19 protein-coding genes are annotated in these 22,671 nt (G+C 63.5%); 14 read left to right on the top strand and 5 right to left on the bottom strand.

Annotated features, from left to right (window positions below):
- Positions 1-59 precede the first annotated feature (59 nt).
- The 6 genes from RM192_RS02930 (at position 60) to RM192_RS02955 (ending at position 7,004) form a co-directional block, all read left to right on the top strand.
- Positions 60-1,307 (top strand): polysaccharide biosynthesis/export family protein, encoded by a 1,248-nt coding sequence (locus RM192_RS02930; protein ID WP_311506087.1) that lies wholly within the window; start codon positions 60-62, stop codon positions 1,305-1,307.
- Positions 1,304-2,719, top strand: a complete 1,416-nt coding sequence (locus RM192_RS02935) for a hypothetical protein (RefSeq protein ID WP_311506088.1) — start codon at positions 1,304-1,306, stop codon at positions 2,717-2,719. Before RM192_RS02930 ends, RM192_RS02935 begins: the two co-directional genes overlap by 4 nt.
- On the top strand, positions 2,674-3,957 hold the full coding sequence (locus tag RM192_RS02940) for an O-antigen ligase domain-containing protein (protein WP_311506089.1): 1,284 nt from the start codon (positions 2,674-2,676) through the stop codon (positions 3,955-3,957). The genes RM192_RS02935 and RM192_RS02940 overlap by 46 nt, the downstream gene beginning before the upstream one ends.
- Before the next feature lie 184 nt (positions 3,958-4,141).
- Positions 4,142-4,696, top strand: a complete 555-nt coding sequence (locus RM192_RS02945; protein WP_311506090.1) for a heme NO-binding domain-containing protein — start codon at positions 4,142-4,144, stop codon at positions 4,694-4,696.
- Between the two features lie 10 nt (positions 4,697-4,706).
- Positions 4,707-6,620 (top strand): ATP-binding protein, encoded by a 1,914-nt coding sequence (locus tag RM192_RS02950; RefSeq protein ID WP_311506091.1) that lies wholly within the window; start codon positions 4,707-4,709, stop codon positions 6,618-6,620.
- 57 nt (positions 6,621-6,677) lie between these two features.
- Positions 6,678-7,004, top strand: coding sequence for an Hpt domain-containing protein (locus RM192_RS02955; RefSeq protein ID WP_311506092.1), 327 nt, complete (start codon positions 6,678-6,680; stop codon positions 7,002-7,004).
- Here the strand turns inward: RM192_RS02955 and RM192_RS02960 are convergent.
- Positions 6,998-8,446: a WecB/TagA/CpsF family glycosyltransferase gene (locus tag RM192_RS02960; protein WP_311506093.1), complete on the bottom strand. Its 1,449-nt coding sequence runs from the start codon at positions 8,444-8,446 to the stop codon at positions 6,998-7,000. The genes RM192_RS02955 and RM192_RS02960 overlap by 7 nt on opposite strands.
- 331 nt (positions 8,447-8,777) lie before the next feature.
- Positions 8,778-9,959: an ATP-grasp domain-containing protein gene (locus RM192_RS02965; protein WP_311506094.1), complete on the bottom strand. Its 1,182-nt coding sequence runs from the start codon at positions 9,957-9,959 to the stop codon at positions 8,778-8,780.
- Between the two features lie 298 nt (positions 9,960-10,257).
- Here RM192_RS02965 and RM192_RS02970 point away from each other — a divergent pair, with 298 nt between their 5' ends.
- From RM192_RS02970 to RM192_RS02995, 6 genes are all read left to right on the top strand, one after another.
- On the top strand, positions 10,258-11,556 hold the full coding sequence (locus RM192_RS02970) for an oligosaccharide flippase family protein (protein ID WP_311506095.1): 1,299 nt from the start codon (positions 10,258-10,260) through the stop codon (positions 11,554-11,556).
- Positions 11,553-12,533: a glycosyltransferase gene (locus RM192_RS02975; RefSeq protein WP_311506096.1), complete on the top strand. Its 981-nt coding sequence runs from the start codon at positions 11,553-11,555 to the stop codon at positions 12,531-12,533. Before RM192_RS02970 ends, RM192_RS02975 begins: the two co-directional genes overlap by 4 nt.
- 31 nt (positions 12,534-12,564) lie before the next feature.
- Positions 12,565-13,581, top strand: coding sequence for a glycosyltransferase (locus tag RM192_RS02980; protein ID WP_311506097.1), 1,017 nt, complete (start codon positions 12,565-12,567; stop codon positions 13,579-13,581).
- Positions 13,578-14,624, top strand: coding sequence for a glycosyltransferase family 4 protein (locus RM192_RS02985; protein ID WP_311506098.1), 1,047 nt, complete (start codon positions 13,578-13,580; stop codon positions 14,622-14,624). The genes RM192_RS02980 and RM192_RS02985 overlap by 4 nt, the downstream gene beginning before the upstream one ends.
- A gap of 120 nt (positions 14,625-14,744) precedes the next feature.
- Entirely contained in the window at positions 14,745-15,767 is a 1,023-nt protein-coding gene (gene rsgA, locus RM192_RS02990) for a ribosome small subunit-dependent GTPase A (RefSeq protein WP_311506099.1), read from the top strand.
- A 3-nt stretch (positions 15,768-15,770) separates the two neighbouring features.
- Positions 15,771-15,938, top strand: coding sequence for a hypothetical protein (locus tag RM192_RS02995; protein ID WP_311506100.1), 168 nt, complete (start codon positions 15,771-15,773; stop codon positions 15,936-15,938).
- Here RM192_RS02995 and RM192_RS03000 read toward each other — a convergent pair.
- The 3 genes from RM192_RS03000 to RM192_RS03010 all read right to left on the bottom strand — a co-directional run bounded on the left by RM192_RS03000 (position 15,935) and on the right by RM192_RS03010 (position 20,492).
- Complete coding sequence (locus RM192_RS03000; protein ID WP_311506101.1) at positions 15,935-16,900, bottom strand: rhodanese-related sulfurtransferase; 966 nt, start codon at positions 16,898-16,900, stop codon at positions 15,935-15,937. The genes RM192_RS02995 and RM192_RS03000 overlap by 4 nt on opposite strands.
- 45 nt (positions 16,901-16,945) lie before the next feature.
- Positions 16,946-18,091: a cupin domain-containing protein gene (locus RM192_RS03005; RefSeq protein WP_311506102.1), complete on the bottom strand. Its 1,146-nt coding sequence runs from the start codon at positions 18,089-18,091 to the stop codon at positions 16,946-16,948.
- A 64-nt stretch (positions 18,092-18,155) separates the two neighbouring features.
- On the bottom strand, positions 18,156-20,492 hold the full coding sequence (locus RM192_RS03010) for a caspase family protein (protein WP_311506103.1): 2,337 nt from the start codon (positions 20,490-20,492) through the stop codon (positions 18,156-18,158).
- A gap of 294 nt (positions 20,493-20,786) precedes the next feature.
- On the opposite strand from RM192_RS03010, the gene RM192_RS03015 reads away from it, so the two are divergent.
- Positions 20,787-21,992, top strand: a complete 1,206-nt coding sequence (locus RM192_RS03015) for an autotransporter outer membrane beta-barrel domain-containing protein (protein WP_311506104.1) — start codon at positions 20,787-20,789, stop codon at positions 21,990-21,992.
- Between the two features lie 60 nt (positions 21,993-22,052).
- Entirely contained in the window at positions 22,053-22,670 is a 618-nt protein-coding gene (locus RM192_RS03020; RefSeq protein WP_311506105.1) for a hypothetical protein, read from the top strand.
- The last annotated feature ends 1 nt before the right edge of the window (position 22,671 follow it).

Genomic DNA, 22,671 nt, shown 5'->3' on the forward strand with positions numbered 1-22,671 from the left:
GGCGCATTTTCCGAACTGGCACAGGGATTGCCATGGTGGGGCAAACGCCGGAGATTCCCATGTCCTTCCTGTTTCGCCCACTCCTCACCTGCACCGCCGGATCGGCGCGGACTTTCGCGCTGCTGAGCCTGGCTCTCACCAGCGGCTGTGCCACGATGCCGCAGCCCCGCAATCTCGCCGGAGCGCAGTATCAGCCCGCACAGCGCGTGGCAGCGTCCGCCGCCACCGATCGCTGCCTGACCCCGGCCCTGCCTGCCGCGCTGGGCGCGCTCGTGCCCGAGCCGGCCGAGGCGCTGGCCGCCTTTCCTGATATCCTCGGGCCGGGTGACCGGCTGCGCGTTGATGTGAGCGGCGACAAGGACGTGCTCTCGCACGATTATGTTATCGCAGCGAACGGCAGCCTGACGATCAACGGGATCGGGGCGATCCCCGCCGCCGGGCGCAGCAGCGCGGCAGTGGCGCTGGAGGTGCGCGACAGGCTCGTTGCCGCTGGCCTGATCCGCGACATTGCCAACAACCTCCGCCTTGTCTCCACCGAGCGCGCGGGCGTTGCGGTCTCGGTCGAGGGTGCGGTGTTCGAGCCGGGCGTCATCGTCGCCGGGGACCGGCCGAATGAATCGCGCGCCACCACGGTGGCTAATCCTGCGCTGGGCGATTTCAACAATGGTCGCTCGCTGGCGACTGCCATCCGGGCAGCCGGTGGATTGCGGCCGGATGCCGCGCTCGATGCGGTCTATCTTGTACGCGGCGAGCGTTATGCCCGGATCGACCTGCGCCCTGTGCTGGGCGGGGTGGAAGGCAGCGATGGCAGCGGCGGGCTGCCGGTCGATCCGCAGCTCGCGCGCGGTGACCGCATCATCGTGCCTTCCGCAGGTTGCTTTCAGACACGGCTGGTCCGGCCCAGCCCGGTTACTGCGCCGGGCATCCGGGTCTACATGTCCAATCTTTCGCGCCCCGCGGCCAGCAATGCCGCATCGGCCATTGGCCGTGATGCGACCAGCCTTCCTTATGGCACGCGCTTCCTCCAGGGTCTGATTGCGGCAAACTGCATCGGTGGTTCGGCGATGAATGCGGGGCGCAGCGCGGTGCTGATCTCGCACAATCCCCTGAACGGTCATTCCGTGGTGATTTCCCGGAAAGTGGAAGCGCTGGTTCGCGATGCCGATCGCGACGCGGTCGATCCCTATCTGATGCCTGGCGATGCCATTGCCTGCTACGACAGCACGGCGATGACCGTTGTCGATGCGGTGGGCGTCGTCGGCAGCCTGCTCGGGCCGGCCGTGCTGGTAAAGAGCCTGAACCGATGATCGCGGCACAGGAAATTGGCGTAGAGCGCCGCCTCGTCCGGATGTGGGGGGTGGTGCGCAACGGCCTGCCTTCGGTCGGCCGCTATCGGCGCTATCTGATGATCCTTGGCCCGGTGATCGCCGCCATCTGGCTCCTGACCTTGCTGTATCTGGTTGCGATGCCGCGCAGCTACACCAGCCAGTTCAGCCTGATCCTGCCCGGATCGGGCATCGGCAGCTCGATCAACGTGGAATCGATCGGACAGGCGCAGGGTACGAGCAATTCCGCCTTTGCCAGCTCGACGCTGAGCCCGACGGAGAACTACAAGCAGTTGCTCACCGCGGATGTCACATTGCGGGCGGCTGCACGCATCGCGCATGAGGACGAGGACGCCTTTCCGGTCCCGACGATCAAGCTGGTCGATCAGACCAACCTCATCGCTATCAGTATCACGGCCCATAGCGCCGAGGGTGCCCATCGCCGGGCCATGGCGCTGCAACAGGCGTTCGTCGAAGAGCTCAGCGCGCTGCGCGCCGACGAGGCCGAGAAGCGCGAGGAAACCGATCTGGCCCACCTGAGCGAGCTTTCCGACAAGGTCAAAACGGCGCAGCGCAAGTTGATCGAATTCCAGGCGAGCCACGGCCTTGCCACACTTGAGCAGTTCAACAGCCGGATCGCTTCGGTCGATACGATCCGGGACAAGGAGCGCGAGTTGCGCGTGCAGATGCGCATGCAGGGGGGCACGGCCGGGCGTCTGGCGGGAACGCTGGGTGCCAGCCCCGGCGGCGCAAATGTGATCATGCGGCTAAAGGGCGACCCGGTCTTTGCCGAACTCGCGCAGCGCTATGCTGCGGCAAACGCCGATGCGCAGCTCAAAGCCGGTACGCTTGGTCCGCAGCACAGCGTGCGCGCGCAAGCCGATGCGGAAAGCGCGCAGTTGCGCGCCGCGCTGGTGCACCGCGGGCAGGAGCTGACCGGCCTCTCGGAACAGGCGTTGCTGCGCCATACCGATCTGCAACTGGGCGATGGCCGGTCCACGCTGATGCAAGCGATGAGCGCCAGTGACGCGCAGGCGGCGGGCACGCGCAGTGCGCTCGCCGAACTCCACGGCGATCTGGCCCGTGCGCGCGCCGAAGCCCCTCAGTGGATCCTGCAGGCACAGCAACTGGCGGACCTACAGCGCGACCAGCGCGTGACCGAGGCGGTCTTTTCGTCCGCCCTGGCACGGCTCGATACCAACAAGCAGGACCCGTTCGCGTCCTATCCTCTGGTGCAGGTGCTTGCCGCGCCGTCGCTGCCCAAATCGCCTTCGAGCCCGTCAACCATCATAGCCCTGGCGGGCGCGTTGGCGGCGACTTTCATGACCCTCTTTGCCTTTGGACTGTTATGGCTGCGTCAACCGATCCTGCGCCGAATGCTGCAGAACGCCTGATCGCGTTCACGATCGGCGGGAGCTATTGGCTCTGGCTGGTCGGTGGACTGTATATGGCCGGCCCGGTGCTGGGCTGGGTGCTTGCGGCCATGGCTGCCCGCGCCTGCTATCTTGCGCCTGCCTTGCCCGAAGCCGAGCGGCCCGGCACCCTGCCGATCCAGCTGTGGGCATGGCTGCTGGGCATGGGCGCGATGCTGGGTATCCTGCTGATTGCGCATGGCAACTTCAGCCTGGGGGCCGGCCAGACGATAAAGTCTTCGGTGGGATGGGCGAAAGGATGGGCCTTGCTCGGGCTGTTCCCGTTCGCGGGCTATGTCCTGCCTATCCGGCTGAGTGTGGTGGCGCGGGCTGTGTGCCGCCTTGGACGCCAGACGCTGATCCTTATGCCGCTGTTCCTTGCCGCGCCTTTCATCCACTTGCCCGCGATCCTGTGGGTCTCTCCGCTAAAGGTTCTTGGCGGCGCAAGCGACGAATTCTTCGCCGTCGTGCTCTATACGATCGATCCCGAAGTCGGTGTTGCCCGCTGGCAGTTCTTCGCGCCGTGGTCTCCGGCGGCCGGCATGGTGGCCATGATCCATTTCCTGATCGTGCGCGAGGAGCGCGCACCGGGCTGGCGTTGGACAGGCTATATCGCCAGCGTGCTGATGGCTGTGCTTTCGCAATCTCGCATGGCACTGGTCGCACTGGCCATCATCATCCCTATCACCATGGTGGCAGGCAGGCTGGGCAAGGCGCGCACCTGGTTCGCATTCGCGCCGATCACGCTGCTGGTCGGCTGGCTGCTCCCGCAGATTGCGGCTCTGGGTGAGCAAGCCTCGAGCGGCTTCAACGGCGCACGCGCCTCGTCATCGCGGGTCCGGGCGACGCTGGGCCGCATCGCGGTGGAGCGGTGGCAGCACGAGGCCTACTGGTTTGGCCACGGGATTGTCGAGCGCGGGCCGCATCTGGTCGAATACATGCCCATCGGCAGCCACCACAGCTGGTTCGGCCTGCTCTACGTGAAGGGCCTTCTGGGGGTGATATCCCTGGGCATTCCCATGATTGCCTCGCTGATCGGGTGTGTGATCGCGGCAACCCGGGGCCGCTACGGAAGGCTCGCGCTGTCGATGGTCCTGACTTACTGGCTCTATAGTTTCGGCGAAAACCTTGAGGTTCTCACCTATATTTCATGGCCAGCACTGCTGGTTTTGGGCATCGGATTGCGCGTTCAGGCGCGGCCAGAGACGGCGGATTGCTGAAAATGCCATGCTTTGCAAAATGCGAAGTTCGTCGCATTCTGCGAATGTCGCCATTGCAAAATGCAAAGTTCGGCGCGGCGGATCCCCGGCAACCCGGGCGCATCAGCCCGTTGAGCCGTGTGGCATGTGAATTGCTTAACCAAGCGGGGCAGCGCGTTGAACCTGCCAGAACCGGGAAGTTGTGATGAAGGGTGTCATTATTGCCGAGCTAGTCCGCTGGATCGAGCAGGCGTTCTCGCCCGCCGTTGCCGACGCGGTCATAACCCGGTCAAACGTTCCGGGTGACGGCGTTTATACGACAGTCGGCAACTATTCCCATACCGAAGCGCTGGCGATGATGGGGGCCTTGTCCGAAATCTCGGGAGAGCCGGTTCCCGTGCTTGCCGACAGCTATGGCTTCTGGCTCGCAAGCCGGTTCATGGAACTCTACCCCGACATGTTCGAGGGCTATACCGATGCCGTTACATTCCTGCGCGATGTCGATGGGCAGCATCACCGCGAAGTTACCAAGCTTTATCCAGATGCGCGCACCCCCAGCATCGTTGTCGATATCGACGGGGAGGAGCTGACCGTCAGCTACGGGTCGCATCGTCCTCTCGCCGACGTCGCCCATGGTCTGGTGCGCGGCTACATCGCCTACTACGGCGATGACCTCGAAGTCATTCGTGATCCGGGTTCGCCCGGACCACACGCGGCCCGCTTCCTTGTGCGCGCGCCTTCGCGCGGGCCCGCTTCGTAAACCGGCGTCAATGCCCGGAACGCCCCTGACACGCTATACGGTGCCGACCTCGATCGCGCACTCGATCGAGCCTGCCGACAGCGCGGCGCAGATCGCATTGCTTGAACGGCGGCTGGCGCGGGCAGAGGCAGCGCGGGCGGCGGCAGAACATCTGCTCGAGCAGAAAAGCCGGGTTCTTGCGGCTGCCAACACCGAATTGACCGCACGCAAGGAAAGTCTGAGCACCAGCCTTGAGCGCCGCACGCGGCAATTGCTCGATGCCCAGCGCGTTGCCGGGTTCGGCACAATGTTGTGGGATATCCCCAGCCGGCAGCTCGAACTCTCTCCGCAAGTGCAGGTGATGATCGGGCTTGAACCGGGATCGCCCGTCCGGACCTATCGCTCGCTGGTGCGGTGCCTGCTGCGCGAGGACCGCCGACGCATGCTCGAGTGGATGCACCGCGACCTGCTCGCGGGCCTGAAAGGCGAGCGCTGCAACCGGTGCAGCGAAAGCGCCGACGCGGACGGGTCCGGTCGTTGCGAGGAAGCCTTGCGCGAATATCGCATCGAGGTCCGTTGTCACAGTGCGGACGGCGATGACGGGGTGCGATCGCTCTGCGTCATGGCGCAGTTCCAGGTCAACAGCCAATGCCGGCCGGTGATGATCTTCGTGACCGTGCAGGACATCACGCGACAGGTTCGTGCCGACAACGAGGCCGCGACCTTGCGCGCCCGTGAGTTGCAGCGCCTGCAGGATCTCGAAAAGTTGAACGAGGAATTGCTGGTCGCGCGCGAGCAGGCCGACCTCGCCAATGACGCCAAGTCCCGCTTTCTTGCGATGATGAGCCATGACATCCGCACGCCGCTGAACGGTGTGATCGGCATGCTGGGCCTGTTCGACGAAAGCACGCTGACTGCCGAGCAGAAGCGAACGCTGATGCTGGTGCGTTCGAGTGGCGACCAGCTGCGCGTGCTGCTAAACGACATCATCGACCTCGCCCGTGCCGAGGCAGGCAAGCTGGCGCTCAATCCCGGGCCGACAAACCTGATCGACGTGTTGACGGACGGGGCAGATTTCTGGCGTCATCTTGCGATAGAAAAGAGCCTCTCGCTCGATATCGTGCTTGCGCCCGATACGCCCACCTGGGTCGAGGCCGACAGCGTGCGGCTGCGCCAGCTCATCGACAATATGCTCAGCAACGCGATCAAATACACCAGCGAAGGCGGGGTGATGCTGAAAACCCGCCGTCTGGCCAACGGCTGGCTTCGTACTGAAGTCATCGATACCGGAATCGGCATTCCCGCCCATCGCCGAACCGAGCTGTTTACCGACTTCAGCCAGCTCAACCTGCTGGGCAGCGAGCCGGGTGGCGCGGGGCTGGGTCTGGCGATCTGTCAGCGCATCATCGAGGTGATGGGCGGCAAGCTGGGCGTGGATGACGCCGCGCGAGGCAGCTGTTTCTGGTTCGAACTGCCTGTCGCCGAGATACCCGTGCCCAAACGGGTCGCAAACCCGGTTGTCCGATCCCTGACGGGACCGGGCGACCGGGCACCGCACGTGCTCGTGGCCGAGGATCTGGCGACAAACCGCATTGTCGTGGAAGGCTGCCTGCGCAAGCTCGGCTGCGATGTCACGGTCGTGGAGGACGGACAGCAGGCGCTCGCGGCCGTTGAATCCGGCGTAGCCTTCGACCTGGTGCTGATGGACATGGCCATGCCGGTCATGGATGGGCCCGAAGCCACGCGCCGTATCAGAGCGTTGCAGGGCCCGCTGGCCGATCTTCCGATCATTGCGCTCACCGCCTTCACGCGGCCCGAGGAACTGGAGCCGATGATGGCAGCCGGGGCCACGGACAGCGTGGCCAAGCCCATCGTGCTCGACGATCTCTATCGCGCCATGAGCAGGGTACTGGCCTTTCCGCTGACCAGCGCTAACGGTCGATAGACGGTGCGCAGGGCGTCCTGCGATGCCTCATTGTATTGAACCAGAGACAGGACACCCATGGACCTGATTGATGCCGAACTGACCCTGAGCCAGTTTGAGGCGCTTCCCTCCGAGATCGTTGCCCAACTGGGCGAAGCGATCGGAGCGGATCTGCGCGAATGGGGCAAGCGCCTGCTCGAAGCCGTGGCTGCAGATGATCCCGACGCCATCCGGCGCGCGCGCCATTCGCTCAAGGGCATTTGCGGCAACTTCGGTGCCAGTGCCGTCATGCAAATGGCCGAAGGTGACCTGCACAGTGTCGCAGCCCGCACTCGATTTGACGACTGCATTGAAGCGACGATCACCGCCGTGTTGGCGATCGCCGCTCCGCTCATTCCTCAATAGGCGCCGCGCGCGGTGATCACCGCAGGCACCGTGCGCAAGATCAGTGCCAGATCTGCCAGCATCGAGCGCGAGCGCAAGTAGCGCACGTCCAGTTCGACCTGCTGCTCGAACGGAATGTCTGCGCGCCCGCCGACCTGCCAGGTGCAGGTGAGGCCGGGCTTGCCCAGCAAACGCGCGCGGGCATCAGGCTGATAACCCACGACCTCGCGGGGCAAAGCCGGGCGGGGTCCGACGACCGACATGTCGCCGGCGAAGATATTGATCAGTTGGGGCAGTTCATCCAGCGACAAGCGGCGAAGGGCGGCACCCACCCGAGTGACGCGGGGGTCGCGCTTCATCTTGAAGCAGGTGTCGTCGCGCTCGGACCGTTCGCGGATGGCGGCCAGCCGGGCCTCGGCATCGATCACCATCGAGCGGAACTTCCACATCCTGAACGGCCGACCGTTTGCGCCGATCCGGGTCTGGCGGAAGAACACCGGCCCACCGTCCTCAAGGCGGATTGCCACGCCAACCAGCAGGAACAGCGGTGCCAGCAGCAGCAGCGCCAGCGCGGCCGCGACGCGATCGACCCCGTGCTTGAGTGCTAGCGACGCACGGCCGGACAGATCGCGCGCATGCCAGGCATGGATCGCCGCTGCGGTCAGGAACAGCGGATTACCGAGCACATAACGCACGAACAGGCGGCGCGGTTCTTGCGCCAGACGCCAGATCCATTCGCAACCCAGCTTGCGCAGCGCGGCGGGCGCGCGCGGGATCGATCCCGAATAATAGTCGAACAAGCCGCCCACACCCATCACGACACGTGCCATCAGGCGATCGCGGATACGGTCGATCCAGATTTCCTGCGTCGGCACGCCAAGCCCGACGAGAACGATGGCGGCGCCGGAGGCATTGATCTCGGCCACGACGCGGTCTTCCTCGCTCGTGTTCCAGTAACCGTGGCGGGTCCCCGCGACATTAAGTGCAGGGTAGCGCTCCTGCATGGCCTGCGCGGCTGCCGCTGCGATGCCCGGCTTCCCGCCCAGAAGGAAGATCGATTGGCCGCACTCGGCGGCGCTGCGACAAAGTTCGGGAAACAAGTCGGTCCCGTTCAGGTTCTCACCAAGCGCGGTTCCCGCAAGACGGGCCGCAATCGCCATGCCGCTGCCATCGGGCAGTAGAAAGTCGGCGCGATCCAGAACCTCGCGGTAAGTGCGGTTGCTCTGCGCGACGTTGACGCAATGCGCGTTGATGAACTGGACCGTGGCGCATTCTCCGGCTTTGGCCATGGCGACCAGTTCGTCGGCAACATGGGCTCTGGTCGAGACCATCAGTTCAAGCCCGAACAGACGGGTACGCGGTGCCTTGCGAAGGGTGTCGCCGAATGGCTTGCGCCGGACGGCGGGCGAGAGGCGGGCTTCTGGCTGGTCGAAGTAAGTCTCGGAATCAAAACGTTTGAGCATCGGGTTTGTCCTGCAAAGTGATGCAGACCCCAACGCAGGCTTTGTGCCAATTTGGATTGTTTATATGTTTCAAAGACTTGGTCAAGGAAGGGCCGCGATGTGCTCGAAATCGATGGCACTTTGCAACGTCGCAACCTTTGCACTTCGCACTGTTCGTTGCAAAACAGGAAGGTATAAGTATTCTAAAACAGATGGATAGGTTGCAAAGAACGAACGCAGCACAACGCCCACCCAGCCTTCGGAGCTGGATGGGCGTCAAGGGTTATTGTGCAGATATAGGCTTATTCAGGCTCTAAGATACGAACCTTAACGGCACATTTTGTCAATCAGTTCACGCCGCAAGGCGTGTTGGTGAATGGATCTCCCTTGTCACGGTCCGCCCGGTAACATGCCGGATCAGACCGGGGTCTTCGTCGGGGATGTCGATCAGGCAGCCCTCGATATGCAGCGCGTGATTGAGAGCGTGGGGAAACAGGACGACGTCCAGGTCGCGGTCAGGAAACAGCGGTTCTCCGTCCAGCGTCCCGCCTCGCACAAAGCGCGCAAACGCTTCCGCCATATCCACGCCGATCCTGCGCCCCAGATGATGAACCGGGACCGGGCGCGGATTGCATTCGATCAGGAGGGGCTTGCCGCCATCGTGCGGGATCATGAAATCGAACGAGAGAAACCCGGTCAGCCCGAGGGCGGCAACCAGTTTGCCTGCCGCATCGGCCATGGTCTGATCGTGGCGGAGATGGACCGATGTGCTGGGCCCGGAAGCGTGGACTGTGGCCAGCCGCACGCCGCACAGGCCTCCGATCAAACGGCCCTTCCAGGCCAGCACGCTGAACATTGCGGGCGTGCCGGCGATGCCCGACTGGACGTCCATGGCGGTGACCGCCGGATACCAATCGCGGCCGAGAGCTTTGCGGGCAAGGTGTCGCAACATGGCACTGCGCGGGCGCGCAGCCTTGAAAGCGGCGCGCAGGACTGCGGCGTCCTCGCACCGGACGACGCCTTGACCGGCCCAGCTGAACGACTGTTTGAGATAGACCGGATAACCCATGTTCCCGGCTGCACGCTGCGCCGCGGCGGGAGTGTGCACAGTCTCGCTCAGCGGAACCGCTATGCCAAGGCTCCGCGCAAGAGCAATCGTGTCGGACTTGAAGAGGCTGGCTGCAAACATGCTCGGATCACCAAGCGATGCAGCGATGATTGCCCGCGCCTTCGGACCGATCAAGGTTGCGCAGCGCCCCTGGGCAAAGGCTTGCAGCAGGATGACGGCCTGCTCGTCGCCGGGGATGACGATTCTGGGCTGCTCCGTGCTGATGGCCAAGGCCAGTGCCTTGGCGATAGCGCGGATATTGCGCGACGGCGGCAGCTCGTGACAGCCGCCGAGATAGCAGCTTTGCGCAAGGATGTTGTCGCCGGGGCAAAGCGCCGCCACCGACAGTCCAGCCTCGTGCAGCATCTGCGGAAAGCGGGCAGGACCGAAGCGGCCATCTTCGATCGAGAAAATCAGAATATCCATGTCGGCGCCTTTTGGATGGGAGCGTGCAATTGACGCGCCCCGATCAAAGCAGATGCCGTGCCAGTTGAAAATATCTATCTAATTCAGTGATATGTTTGCATTCGGCATGTTGCAGGTGTTGCATTTTGCAAGAGCCGAACCGGCTTTTGTGCATTTTGCACCAGCACAGGCAGAGATAGTCGCATCATGCAAACTGGCGGCAGCGCGGGTCGAACCCTTAACGCCGGAATACGGGCAATCCCCTATTTGGCACGGTCTTTGAATATAGCCCTGCAGTTCCAATTGCGGAGTGCATTCCTTGCCATTGCGTCTGATCCAGAAAGCCGAGCACCGCATCGGGCCGCACTTTGCGCAGCTTGCGCGCGGCCTCGGCAGCTATGGCACTGCGGAATTCGCAACGCGCATCGTGCGGCTTTTGACGACCGTGGTCATCGCGCGCAGCCTCGCGCCCGCAATCGTTGGTGAAGCCGCCCTGGCGCTTACCGTGTTTGAACTGGTGCGCGTGCTTGAGCGGATCGGCACAGGCCAGCAGATCGTTCAGGCCAAGGCAGACGAACTGGCGGCGACCTGCAATTCGGTGCAGCGGTTTTACGCGGGCTGGACCGGTGCACTGATGGTCGTGCAATTGCTGGTGGCCGCGATGCTGGAGCTGGTGTTCGACCGGCCAACGGCTGCTGCCATGCTCGCCGTGCTCACGCTGGTCTATCCATTCATGGCGGGCGGCCACGTGCCATATTATCTCGCCATGCGCGAGGGGCAGGTGACCCGCCTCGCAAGGATAGGCGCGAGCCAATCGATCGCGGACCAGATCATCACTGCAGCGCTACTCCTTATCTGGCCCAGCCCCTGGTCCATTGTGCTGCCCAAGCTGCTGACGGCCCCGATCTGGCTGATCATGGCGCGCCGCGCCGCCCCTTGGCAGCCCGACCGCACTGCCGGTCAGCTCCCGGCTTCGCGGATGCTGCGCTATGCCGGACCCATCATGCTGGCCGACGGGATGACCGCACTGCGCACGCAAGGCGACAACCTGATCGTTGCAGCGGTGCTCGGCACGTCGGCACTGGGAACCTATTACTTCGCTTTCAATGCCGGCGTCGGGATCGTCAGTTCGCTGGTCACCGCGTTCGGTTCGGTTGCGTTCCCGATGCTGTGTGCGGCAACAGTCGGCGCTGCCCGCAGACGCATGTTGCGCCGCATCGCGCTTGGTGGAGCCGTGGTCATCCTGCCGATCGTCGCGCTGCAGGCACTGGCCGCGCCGCTCTACGTCCCGCTCGTGTTCGGGTCGCACTGGGCATTCGCTGCACCGCTGGTCGCCATCCTGTGCCTGGCGGGCGTGCCGCTGCTGGTAGCGCAGATTGCGGGCTGCTGGTTACGGGCCGAAGGCCGGGTTGGCACCGATGCCGCGGGCAGCACGCTCACCTGTGTGCTGGCGCTTGGCGGGCTGTGGCTCGGCGCGCAGTTTGGCGACCTGATCATCGCCGCCATTGGCCTGATCGCGGGACAGATCGTGGGAGCGCTGTGGAACGGTGCCCGCATCCTGCTCCCCGCGCTCGACTTGCGCAGTTTCCATGCCCTTCGTTCGGAGTCCCGCTCGTGACCGTCTCAACAGTTCTGCCCGCAGCCAATCCGGGCGATATCGTCGATCGCATCCCGGACATTTCGGTGGTGGTGCCCGTCTACAATGCAGCCAAGACTATTGCTGCCACCATCGGCTCGGTCATCGACCAGACGTTTGCCGGATTCGAGATCGTCGCGGTGGATGACGGCTCAACGGATGCAAGCCTGGCAGTCCTGCTCGATCTTGCCGCGCAGGATTCCCGCATACGAGTGATTTCGCAACGCAATGGCGGCGTTTCTTCGGCACGCAATCTTGGTGCCGACATGGCGAAAGCGCCCCTCGTCGCGTTCCTCGATTCAGACGATCTGTGGGCGCGGGACAAGCTTGCCTGCCATATCGAGCTGCACCGTGATGAGCCTGACCTTGCTGCAAGCTACGCCAGAATTGCGTTCATTGCGCAGGACGCGGCGACGCTGGATGGGGCTCGGACGGTGTCGACGCTCTGCGGCCACGCTCCCTTGCTGGCCGATGTGCTGGGCGAAAATCCGGTATGCACCGCTTCAAATCTGGTCGTGCGTCGTGACTGGCTTGTTCGCCTGACCGGCTTCGATGCGCGCCTCAAATTTGCCGAGGATCAGGAATTCGTCGCCCGGCTCGTGTCCCGCGGCGGCAAGGTCGGCGGAATTGACGAAGTGCTGACCGGTTATCGCTTCAGCCCTGACGGACTTTCGATGGATCATGAGCAGATGCACGCCGGATGGCGCGTGCTGGTCGATCGTTTCATCGACGATGCCGCAGTCCGCGTCTCGCTCGAAGCGCTCTATTGTCGCTACCTCGCCCGGCGCATGTTGCGGTCAGGGGGAAGCCCACTACGGGCGCTTCACTTTGTCATGCGCGGCCTTCGTCTCGATGCGCGCAGCTTCATGACCGAGTGGCGCCGGGGCCTTGCCACCGTGCTGGCAGCCTGCCTCGCGCCTGTCATCCCGTCAGCCATGCGCCGCCATCTCTTCGCGTGAAAACCCGCCCGTCAAACAGAAAGTCCGATTCATGAATGCCAATTCCACGCATACCCACGACGCGCCCTGCGTTTCGGTCGTAATGCCCGTCTACAACGTCGAAGCCTATGTCGCAGAAGCGATCCAGTCGGTGCTGGCGCAGACCTTCACCGACTTTGAGTTGATCATCGTCGATGATGGCGGCTCCGATGCATCGCTGGAGATATGCCGGTCGTTCCGTGATCCCCGCATTTCCATCGTGTCGCAGCGCAACCGCGGCCTTGCGGGCGCACGCAACACCGGCATCGCCGCAGCCCGGGGCGAATATGTCGCGCTGCTCGATTCTGATGACCGCTGGCTGCCCGAGAAGCTGATGCTCCATGTGATCCACCTCGACAATGCTCCGGCGATTGGCGTGAGTTACGCACCATCGCGCTTCATCGACAGCGCGGGGCAAGCGCTGCGCATCGTGCAGCGACCAAGACTGAAGGACGTTGAGGCCGTGGACATCTTCTGCCGCAATCCGGTGGGCAATGGTTCGGCGCCGGTCCTGCGGCGCACTGCACTCGACACCGTGACATTTGCCCACCCTGACGACTGGGCACGCAGGTGCTGGTTTGATGAATCACTGCGTCAGTCCGAAGATATCGAAATGTGGCTGCGGCTATCGCTGCTGGGCGGCGTGCGCTTTGAAGGCATCGCGCCTGTGTTGACCGAATACCGGATCGGCTGCGGCGGGCTGTCCGCGCAAATCCTGCGGCAGTATGAAGCATGGCAGGGCGTGGTTGCGCGCATGGCGCGTTATGCGCCGGACTTCGCTGCCCGCCATACCCCGCGCGCGCGCGCCTATCAGCTGCGCTATCTGGCTCGCCGCGCGATCCAGCTTGGCGATGCCGGGATGGCTATGGCGCTGCTGCGCGGGGCTGCCGCCAGCAGCATCAGGCCATTGTTGGACGAGCCGGTGAAATCGCTCACCACTTTGGCGGCTGCCATGGCGGGGCGCATGATGGGACCTGACCGGTTTGCGCGCTTCGCCGGGCGTGCTGCGGGCGGACAACTGGTCGCATGACCTGCAACGCTTCGCCTAGCCAGCGCATCCGGGTCGCCCATCTGCTCGACGATTGTTCGCTGGGCGGGGTTACCCGGGCGCTTGGCGTGTTTGAGTCGGAGAAACTGCGCCAAATTGCAGACTCGTCTACCATCGTCGTGCCTCCGGCGACGATCCGCGCGCCGCGCATGGCCGCCGATGTGATCGTCACGCATTTTCCGCCCAACTGGCGCCGCCTGATGCTGCTGGCGGGGCTGAAGCTGCGCAATCCCGAAGCGCGGATCGTGCATGTCGAGCATAGCTACACTCGCGCCTGGGAAGCCATTCATGTTCCCAGCATGTCACGCTTCCGGGCAATGCTGTGGCTGGCGATGCGGCTCGTCGACAAGGTCGTTTGCGTGTCGCATGCACAAGCGGCGTGGCTGCAGGAAGCGGCGAGGATCGATGCGGGGAGGATAACGGTGATCCATCCTTACGCCGAAAACCCCGGACTTGCTGACCTGCCCTTGCCCGAGCCGGGCGAGCGCTTGCGGATTGGCGCTTATGGCCGGTTTTGCGAGCAGAAGGGTTTCGATGACCTTGTCGCAGCATTTCGTAGCGGCTGGTTTCCGAACTGCGATCTCATTCTGGGCGGGTTCGGCGAAGACGAGGCCAAGCTTCGGGCCATGGCCGACGGTTGCCCGGCCATCCGCTTCGCCGGAAAGGTTGATGATGTGGCCGCGTTCCTGCGCAATTGCGATGTGGTCGCGGTGCCATCGCGGTGGGAAGCCTATGGCATGGTTGCAAACGAAGCGCGCGAAGCCGGGCGTCCCGTCCTGGTCGCGCCAGTCGATGGCCTTGTCGAGCAAGCCGCCGGGGCGGGCGTTGTCGCCGATTTCACTGATCGGGAATCGATCGAAGCGGCCCTTCTTGGGCTTCGCCCGGCGCGCTTGAAGGCCGTCGCACATCGCGCCCGGGATACGGTGCGGGCTTGCTCGGAGGTCCGCCAGACGCAATGGGCCGCACTCCTGCGCTCAGCTGCTGAAAGCCAAGTGAACCCCAAGGCGGCGTACGGGCCGAAATGACCTAGGCCGGCCGGACCCGCTCGATCCTTGAGAGGCATCGGGTACCCGTTTTTCATTGTCATTCACGGCGGTGCATGCTTGTGGGCTGGGCAAGGCAATCACGTCCCGTCACGGCATTCCATGAACGCACCCGGTCACCTTCTCGTCGATCTCGGCTGGACGCCCTTTTTCGCAGCGCAAGTTTCGGCGGAAGAGGCGCAGGCGTATCAGCCCGTGCGGGTCATGGCGGTGCACCGGGGCGAAATTGCGGTTGCGGGCGAAGGGCTTGAGCAGCAGATTTCGTCGCGGCTCCCCCATTCTGCGGGCGAGGAAGACCGCCCCACCGTGGGCGACTGGGTTCTGATCGATCGCGAGACGCTGGCCCCGCAGCGCGTGCTGAACCGGATCAACCTGTTCAAGCGCCCGGCGCCGGGGGACGACCGCCGGTTGCAACTGATTGCGGCCAATGTCGACACGCTGTTCATCGTCGCCTCGTGCAATCAGGATTTCAGCGTGCCCCGGCTTGAGCGCTATCTTGTGCTGTGCCGCGAGATCGGGGTGCGCCCGGTCATCGTCCTGACCAAGATCGACCTGACCGACCGGCTGGAAAGCTTCGTCGATGTGGCGGAAGACCTTCAGCCTGATCTGCAGGTCGAAGCGGTGAACGCGCGCGATCCCGTTGACGTCGCGCGGCTGGCGGCATGTTGCAGGCCGGGTGAGACGGTGGCGCTGCTCGGCTCGTCAGGCGTGGGAAAATCGACGCTGGTCAATTCCATGCGCGGGTCCGATGATATTGCCACGCAGCCGGTGCGCGAACAGGACGGCAAGGGCCGCCACACCACCACCGTGCGCGAGATGCACCGACTGGAGGGCGGCGGTTGGCTGGTCGATACCCCCGGCATGCGCGAGTTCCAGTTGTCAGATGTGGCCACGGGCATCGCCGAAGTGTTCGACGACGTCTCCGCGCTGACGCTCGAATGCCGCTTCACCAATTGCACCCACGAGGCCGAGCCCGGCTGCGCGATCAGGGCCGCGATCAATCAGAGCCTGCTCGATCCCGCCCGGCTTGAGCGGTGGCGCAAGCTGACCGCCGAGGAGCATACCAACAGTGACGCGCTGGCAGAACGGCGCGGCCGCCCCGCCAAGCCCGGCAAAAGGAACTGACGCATGGCCGATCTTTACCTCAAGGCGCTGGAAGCCGAGCGCAAGAGCCTCTGGGCGGCCTGCCGTCTCAAGGGCCTGCCCAAGGGCACTCCCGAGCGTGACCGGATAGACGAGCTCGATCACCTGCTTGCCGAGCACAAGGCCAAGTCGAAGAAGGCGCCGAAGTCCTAGTCCGCTTTATCGGCCAGCACCGCGCCAACGTGAGCGCGTCCGCGCGCGGTAGCGAGCATTTCCTGGCGGTGCCGTTCGCGCGCGGAGGCACGTTGCTCGTCCGTGCGTTCATCATGGCAGGCGGCGCAGCTCACGCCTTCCTCGAACAGCATTGACTCGCGGCCTTCTGCGCTGACCGGTCGGCGGCAGGCATGACACAGCGTGTGCGTGCCTTCGCGCAAACCGTGGCCGACGGTAACGCGCTGGTCGAATACGAAGCATTCGCCGCGCCACAGGCTCTGCTCCTCAGGCACGTCCTCAAGATACTTCAGGATGCCGCCCTTGAGGTGAAAGACTTCGTCCACGCCTTCGCCTTTGAGAAAGGCGGTCGACTTTTCGCAGCGGATTCCGCCGGTGCAGAACATGGCCACTTTGGGCGCCTTGCCGCCACCCAACAGCCGCTCGCGCTCGCGCCGGAACCATTCGGGAAAGTCGCGAAAACTCGGCGTGGCAGGATCGATTGCGCGTTCGAACGTGCCTGCCGCCACTTCGTAGTCGTTGCGCGTATCGATCACGATCGTATCGGGATCGGCGATCAGCGCGTTCCAGTCCTGCGGGTTGACATATGTGCCAACGCTTGCCCGAGGATCGATATCGGGCTGGCCCATTGTCACGATCTCGCGCTTGATCCGGACCTTCATGCGGTGGAACGGCATGGCCGAGGCGGCGGAGAACTTCACATCGAGATCGGCACAGTCGGGCTGGCTACGGATGAAAACCAGTACTGCCTCAATCGCTTCGGGCGATCCCGCGATGGTGCCGTTGATACCCTCAGGTGCCACCAGCAGCGTGCCCCGCACGCCCTGCGCCCGGCAAAGTCGCTCCAGCGCATCGCGCAAGGCGGCGCAATCGGCGACCGGGAAGAAGCGGTAGAGCGCCGCGACGGTCACGGGACCGACGGCCTGACGATGACGATTGTCCATCCTCGCCCCATAGCGGGCCTTGCGCATAATTCCAGCGGGGACCGCTCAGTCGTCCTCGTCGTCGAACGCCAGACTGCCCTGATCGATCAGGGCCGCGATTAGCGTCAACACGGCCTCCGACGCCGGGTGATCTACAGTCACGCTGCGGCCCGCGCAAAGCTGTTCGGCCAGAACAGCAGTATCGCCCGCGCAGTCAAAGCTCTGGCCATCAGCGAACAGTACCAACGCGCCATCGCCCTGCCGGATGAAGGCAAATCGCGCCGCAGGGTTGCGCACAAGCGGTACGCCCTGCGCCAGTTGCGCAGCCACTGCCTGTGCGCCCACCGGCTGTTCGGGGCGCCAGTCGCTGTCATATTTGGGCAGGCTGTTGTATTCTCCGAACCAGCGCGCAAAAGCCGCGCGGTCGGACAGGGCATCGGTCACCAGTCCATGCAGCCGGTCAAGCGCGGCAGGCGTGATCTCGCCCGGTTGCGCCTGTTGGACAAGGTCCGGGTCGGCATAACGATCATCTTCGGCCATGCGTTCGGCTTGATGTTCGCTCCAGCCTTCGACCAGTTCGGCGCGTGACGGCGCGCGAAAGCCGACCGAATAGGTCATGCAATCATCGCCGACGGCGACGCCGTCATGCGCAAAGCCGGGGGGCACATAAAGGATGTCGCCGGGTTCTAGCACCCACTCATCCGCAGCTTCGAAATCGGCAATCAGCCGCAGATCGGTGTGCGGCAGCAGCGGCGTCTGCGCATCGCACCGTGGCCCCACGCGCCAGCGCCGCCTGCCCAGACCCTGCACCAGAAACACATCATACTGATCATAGTGCGACCCAACCCCGCCGCCATCGGTGGCATAGCTGACCATGACATCGTCGATCCGCCAATCGGGCACGAAACGGAACGGCTCTATCAGATCGGCGATGTCGGGCACGTGATGATCGACTGCCTGCACCAGCAGCGTCCACGGTCCCGTCCCGAGCTTGCCAAAGCGGGATTCGGGAAACGGCCCATTTTCCATCTTCCGCGCGGCGTCGGCACCAATGACAAGGCGCGATTCGACGTTTTCGTCGCAAGCGAGGCCCGCCAGTTCGTCCGGCTCCAGCGGGTTGTGCCAATCGCCCCACGGGTTGCGGATGAGCAGCGGGGCCTTCTGCCAATGGTGGCGCAGGAAATGGTCGATATCGAAACCGGAAAGACGCATGCGCCGCTCATGGGCGCAGCTATGCGACCTGTCAAAAAATTGGCCGCCTAGATAAGGAATTTCATCAGAGTGGCTTGTCCGTCGGCTGCAGGATATAGTCCCCACCTTCATGGCCGGCCAATTGAAGCGGGCCATACTGAGGCTTCTGATCGAAGTTCATGCTCTGGGCTGCAATGGATACGGTTTGCTGCACTGCTTGAGCAAGATCCTGGCCCTGCAGCGTTCCCTTGTTCTCGTTGAGCACGCGCGCAAGGGATTTGGCAAAAACCGAATGCGTGCCCCCGCCGCCATCGAGGACCGGCAGGTCGGATCCCGAGGTCAGGACATTGCGCGATTTCTGCTGAAGCATCGTCTTGAGATAGGTTTCCCGCGCGCTTTCTGATTTCGTATCCACCAAACGGACCAAACCGCGTGTAAGCAGGCCGGAATAGCAGGAATCAGAAATGAGCAGGACCTTGTGCACCTCCATGCTGGCGAGCATGTCGGTGATGTCCAGCGTCGATATCCAGTTGGCCGGATTATTCTCTTCGGCATCGACCGGGAGCCAGTATCCGCGCTCACGGCCATCGACCGAGACCTTGTGCCCATGGCCCGCGTAATAGACGAGCAGATCATCCTTCTGCGTCAATTTGGTTCGCAGGGCATTGAGCGCGGACAGCATTTCATACCGCGTCGCATCGTGCAGGATCGTGACCTTGAAGCCGTATTTCTCCCGAAGAATCCGGCCTATTTCATCGACATCTGCAACAGGCGTCTTCAGTCCCGCCAGCTTTGCATAGCGGGAATTGCCAATGAGAAGCGCATATTGCGGTCCGATGGCGAGTTTCATGGCGGGGGGCGCAGGCGGGGGGGCATCCGCCAGCGGCGATGTCGTGATCTCGCGGCGCACGTCGAAATCGAGCCGCCCCTTGCGCCCCTGACGATCGATCGCGACGATCTCGACCTGCGTCGTCTGCTCGCTCAGCGGCAGATCGAACTGGAATAGCCCGGCATCGTCAAGCGTTTGGCGCTGGCCATTTACGGTCAGCAAACCGATCGCATCGCGCGATTTGACATGCCCGAAGATAGCCCGCTTCGCGATCCCGGAATTGACAGAGACAAGACCGCGACCGCGCGTCGCCAGCAATGTCGGCTCGATCAGTTCGATGACAGGTTCGTTGCCGGACGGCAGGATCTGCGCCTGAAGCACCGCCAGCCGCTGCTCGGATTGCGCCAGCCTGCTTTCCTGCGCTTTCAACTCGGCCGCCTGAATATCGATCCGTTTGCGTTGGGCTTCGGACTCGGTCTTCAACTTGTCGCGTTCAGCTTGCGTTGCTGCCAGTGAAGCCTCGAGGTGTTGCGACCGGGCTGCCATGGCTGATCGGTCCCTGGCGGCGTCTGTTCGCGCGGCAAGCAGCATGGCCTCGGCGTTCTTGAGGCCGGCGACTGTGCGGGCAAGTGCGGCGCTGGCGGCAGTGCGTTCCGCTTCGGACGCCGGTGCCGCCGCCGATAGTCGCGCGTTTGCCTGGGCAAGCTCCTGCTGCAGTTCGCCCACCCGGCGTTCGGCGAGAAGGGTGCGTTTCGCTGCCTCTTCATCCGCTTTCCGTGCGGCTTCGAGCGCGCGATCCCTTTCGAGAATCCTGCCAGCCAAGGCCTGCTCGGCAGCGCCCAGCCTGCTTTCGAGAACGCTGTCGCCTGCCTTGGCGCGTTGTGCCGCGTCCAGTTGCGCGCGGGTGGCTGCCAGCGCCTGCCGGTCCGCCGCACTGCTCTGCTGCAATGCCGCCAATTCGGCCTGCTGCTGCCGCAAGGCCTTGGACAACGTGTCCCGGTCCAGTTTCAGGGCCGCCATTTCGCCGTCATCGATCGCAACGGCATTCGTCAGGCGGGCATCGATACCGCTGGCCTCGATCAACAAACGGCCTGCACGGGCGCTGTCAGGGGGCACACCAAGGCCCTCGTTCAGCAAGTGGGCCAGGTTGATCTTTGCTGCCATATACCCCTGGGCGACAGCGCGTTCGTACCACAATGCAGCGGCCGCATAGTCCCGTTCCCGGCCGAGGCCCTTTTCGAAGATTTCTCCGACATAGGTTTGCGCCTTTGCGTCACCGGCCTGTGCCAGGGGCAGCCACACCTGAAATGCGGTCCGGTAATCCGCGCGATCGGCGGCGACGAATTCTCCGCCGCGAATTTCGCAGTCAGATGCAGAGGTGCGGACCGCGCGCCGCTGGGCGAGATATGTGAGCATCCGCCCCATCTTGCGGACCTGCGCCGGAAGCACGCAATCGACGGTGAGGAAGACGGCCGGATCCGGGCTGTGCTGGGCGAAGGCAGGGCGTTGCGGCGAGGACAGGGCGGCCAAGATCGAAAGCGCCGCTGCGATCGACCGCGTCCGTGACCCGATAAACGAATGCACCCCTGCCATGACCGTGGACGATAGCTGAAAATTGGACACAGAAGAACACAAATCTGGCCATTTTTAGGCATCTTAGTTGCGTCATCTGCCCGCATTCATTACTCTTCATAATCAAGGGCAAGGCGATCAACAAATAGTTCTGGATTCTGCAGGGGGAATCGTATGGCAGTCTTTTCGTCAAGAGCGGTGGCGTACGTTTTTGCTGCAGGGGCGCTCCCTTTGGCCGTATCGGTGCCTGCGTTTGCTCAATCCAATACCAATACATCGGCAGTTCTGGACTATACCAAGGTCCTTTGCCGCAACATGGCAGCAGAACCCAGTTTGACGACGGCACAAAATGAACTTCTCAAGCGCTGCCGTGCAGTCGTTCGTGCGTCCGGAAGCCAGTTGGACAAGGCGCTTGGCCAGATCACTTCGGACGAACTTCTCGCTCAGGATGCGGCGCTTCGCGGCGCTGCCCTGCCGCAGACGGCAGCTATTTCCGCAAGACTGAGCGGCATGAGCCATTTTTCAAATCAGTCGATGGGCATGGCCGCACTGTCCCGCCCGGTACGCTTCGCCAGCAGCGGCGCGATCCAGTCCGATGCTTCAGCGGACTACGGCGTCGCCGACCCGCGCCATCTGCAGTTTTTCGGGAATTTCAACTACAGCGGCGGCAATCGCGATGCCACCAGTCTGGAAAACGGGTTCGACATGGACTTCGTTTCGGTGGTGGGCGGTCTGGATTACCGGGTATCACCCGAAGTCGTGGTCGGCGGCGCCTTTGGTTACGGTCACACGCGCCTCGATTTCGACAACAAGGACGGCAACCTGCGCTCAAGCGCCTATACGGCTGCACTCTATACGATGATCCAGCCGGACGACCGGTTGGAATTCTCGCTTCTGGCCGCCTACAGCCGCCTGAACTATCGCGGCGCGCGCTCAATCAACTACACGGTGGATTACACGTTTTTGGGCAGCCCTAGGACGGATAGTCCACAAGACACGCTGACCTCCCGCACCCACGCCAATCAGGTGGAACTGTCAGGCAGCACGTTCTACAATCTTGGCAGTGGCGCCTGGACAGTCGGGCCGGCGGCGCAAGTATCGTGGACGCGCATTTCCATCGCCAAGTTTGCCGAAGAAGGACCGTCCAGCCTGGGCTTCGCATTTCCCCGTCAGGTTTCCGAAAGCCTGCAGTTTTCACTCGGGATCGACGGATCGAAGGCGATCAGCACCTCGTGGGGCATAGTTTCGCCCTATGCGCGGGCGCGGGCCGTGTTTGAAACAGCCGACAGACAGCGCACGGTGACGATGTTTTACGTGAACGATCCGTTTGTCGGTGGCCCGAAAAGCCCGGGCACCGTGCTGACGACGACGGCAACCGATCGCACGCGATTCCAACTGGGGGCAGGCGTTTCAGCGCAGTTGCAGAACGGCATTGCCCTGATGCTAGATGCGCAAACGCTGGTCGGGATGCGCAACGTCAGGCAGTATGGCATCACCGCAGGAATTCGGGTCACCCTTTAGACGTGTTGGGGAGCGGGGCAGACACACCCCTCCCGTACTTTGTGCACCGGAACAGTGAGCATGTGCGGCGGAGCCGATAACCTTGCCATCGGCGTAACCGGCCACAGGTTGCAGCGGCTTGCCGGAAGTGATCTCATGTTGCTTGAACGCAGGCTCGCAAGCCTGTTCAAAGCGATAGAAGCGACTGCAACGGCACAGGGAAAGGCCGGGTTTGCGCTCCTGAGCAACTTTGCCGATGGCGCGGACCGCATCGCCGGGCGGGCCGCGCTTGACCTCGGCTGGGCGCTCGATGCGCTCCTGCCCTTTCCACGCGATGACTTCGCCCGCGATTTCGAGAATGAACCAGAACTGGCTGCATTCATCGCCCAACTGGCACAGGCACGAAGCCAGTCGCACCTGCAACCGGCCCGTGGCCCGGAGGAGGACGGAACTGCCGGTTACGAACGCGCGGGCAGGGAAATTCTGGGTCGTTGCGATTTACTGGTGGCCGTGTGGGACAAGGCCCCGGCACGGGGACGAGGCGGCGCCGCCCAGATCGTCGCCGAAGCGATCGAGCGCGGAATTCCGGTGGCGGTTGTCGATCCGCGCGGCTTGATGCCAATCGAAGCAACATGTCCGTCCAGTGCCGGGACAGCGGAGATCTTGCGTTCTGCGGTCGCCAGCTTGACAAGAACCTGAA

It is taken from the genome of Novosphingobium sp. MMS21-SN21R, from assembly GCF_031846015.1.
Taxonomy (GTDB): domain Bacteria; phylum Pseudomonadota; class Alphaproteobacteria; order Sphingomonadales; family Sphingomonadaceae; genus Novosphingobium.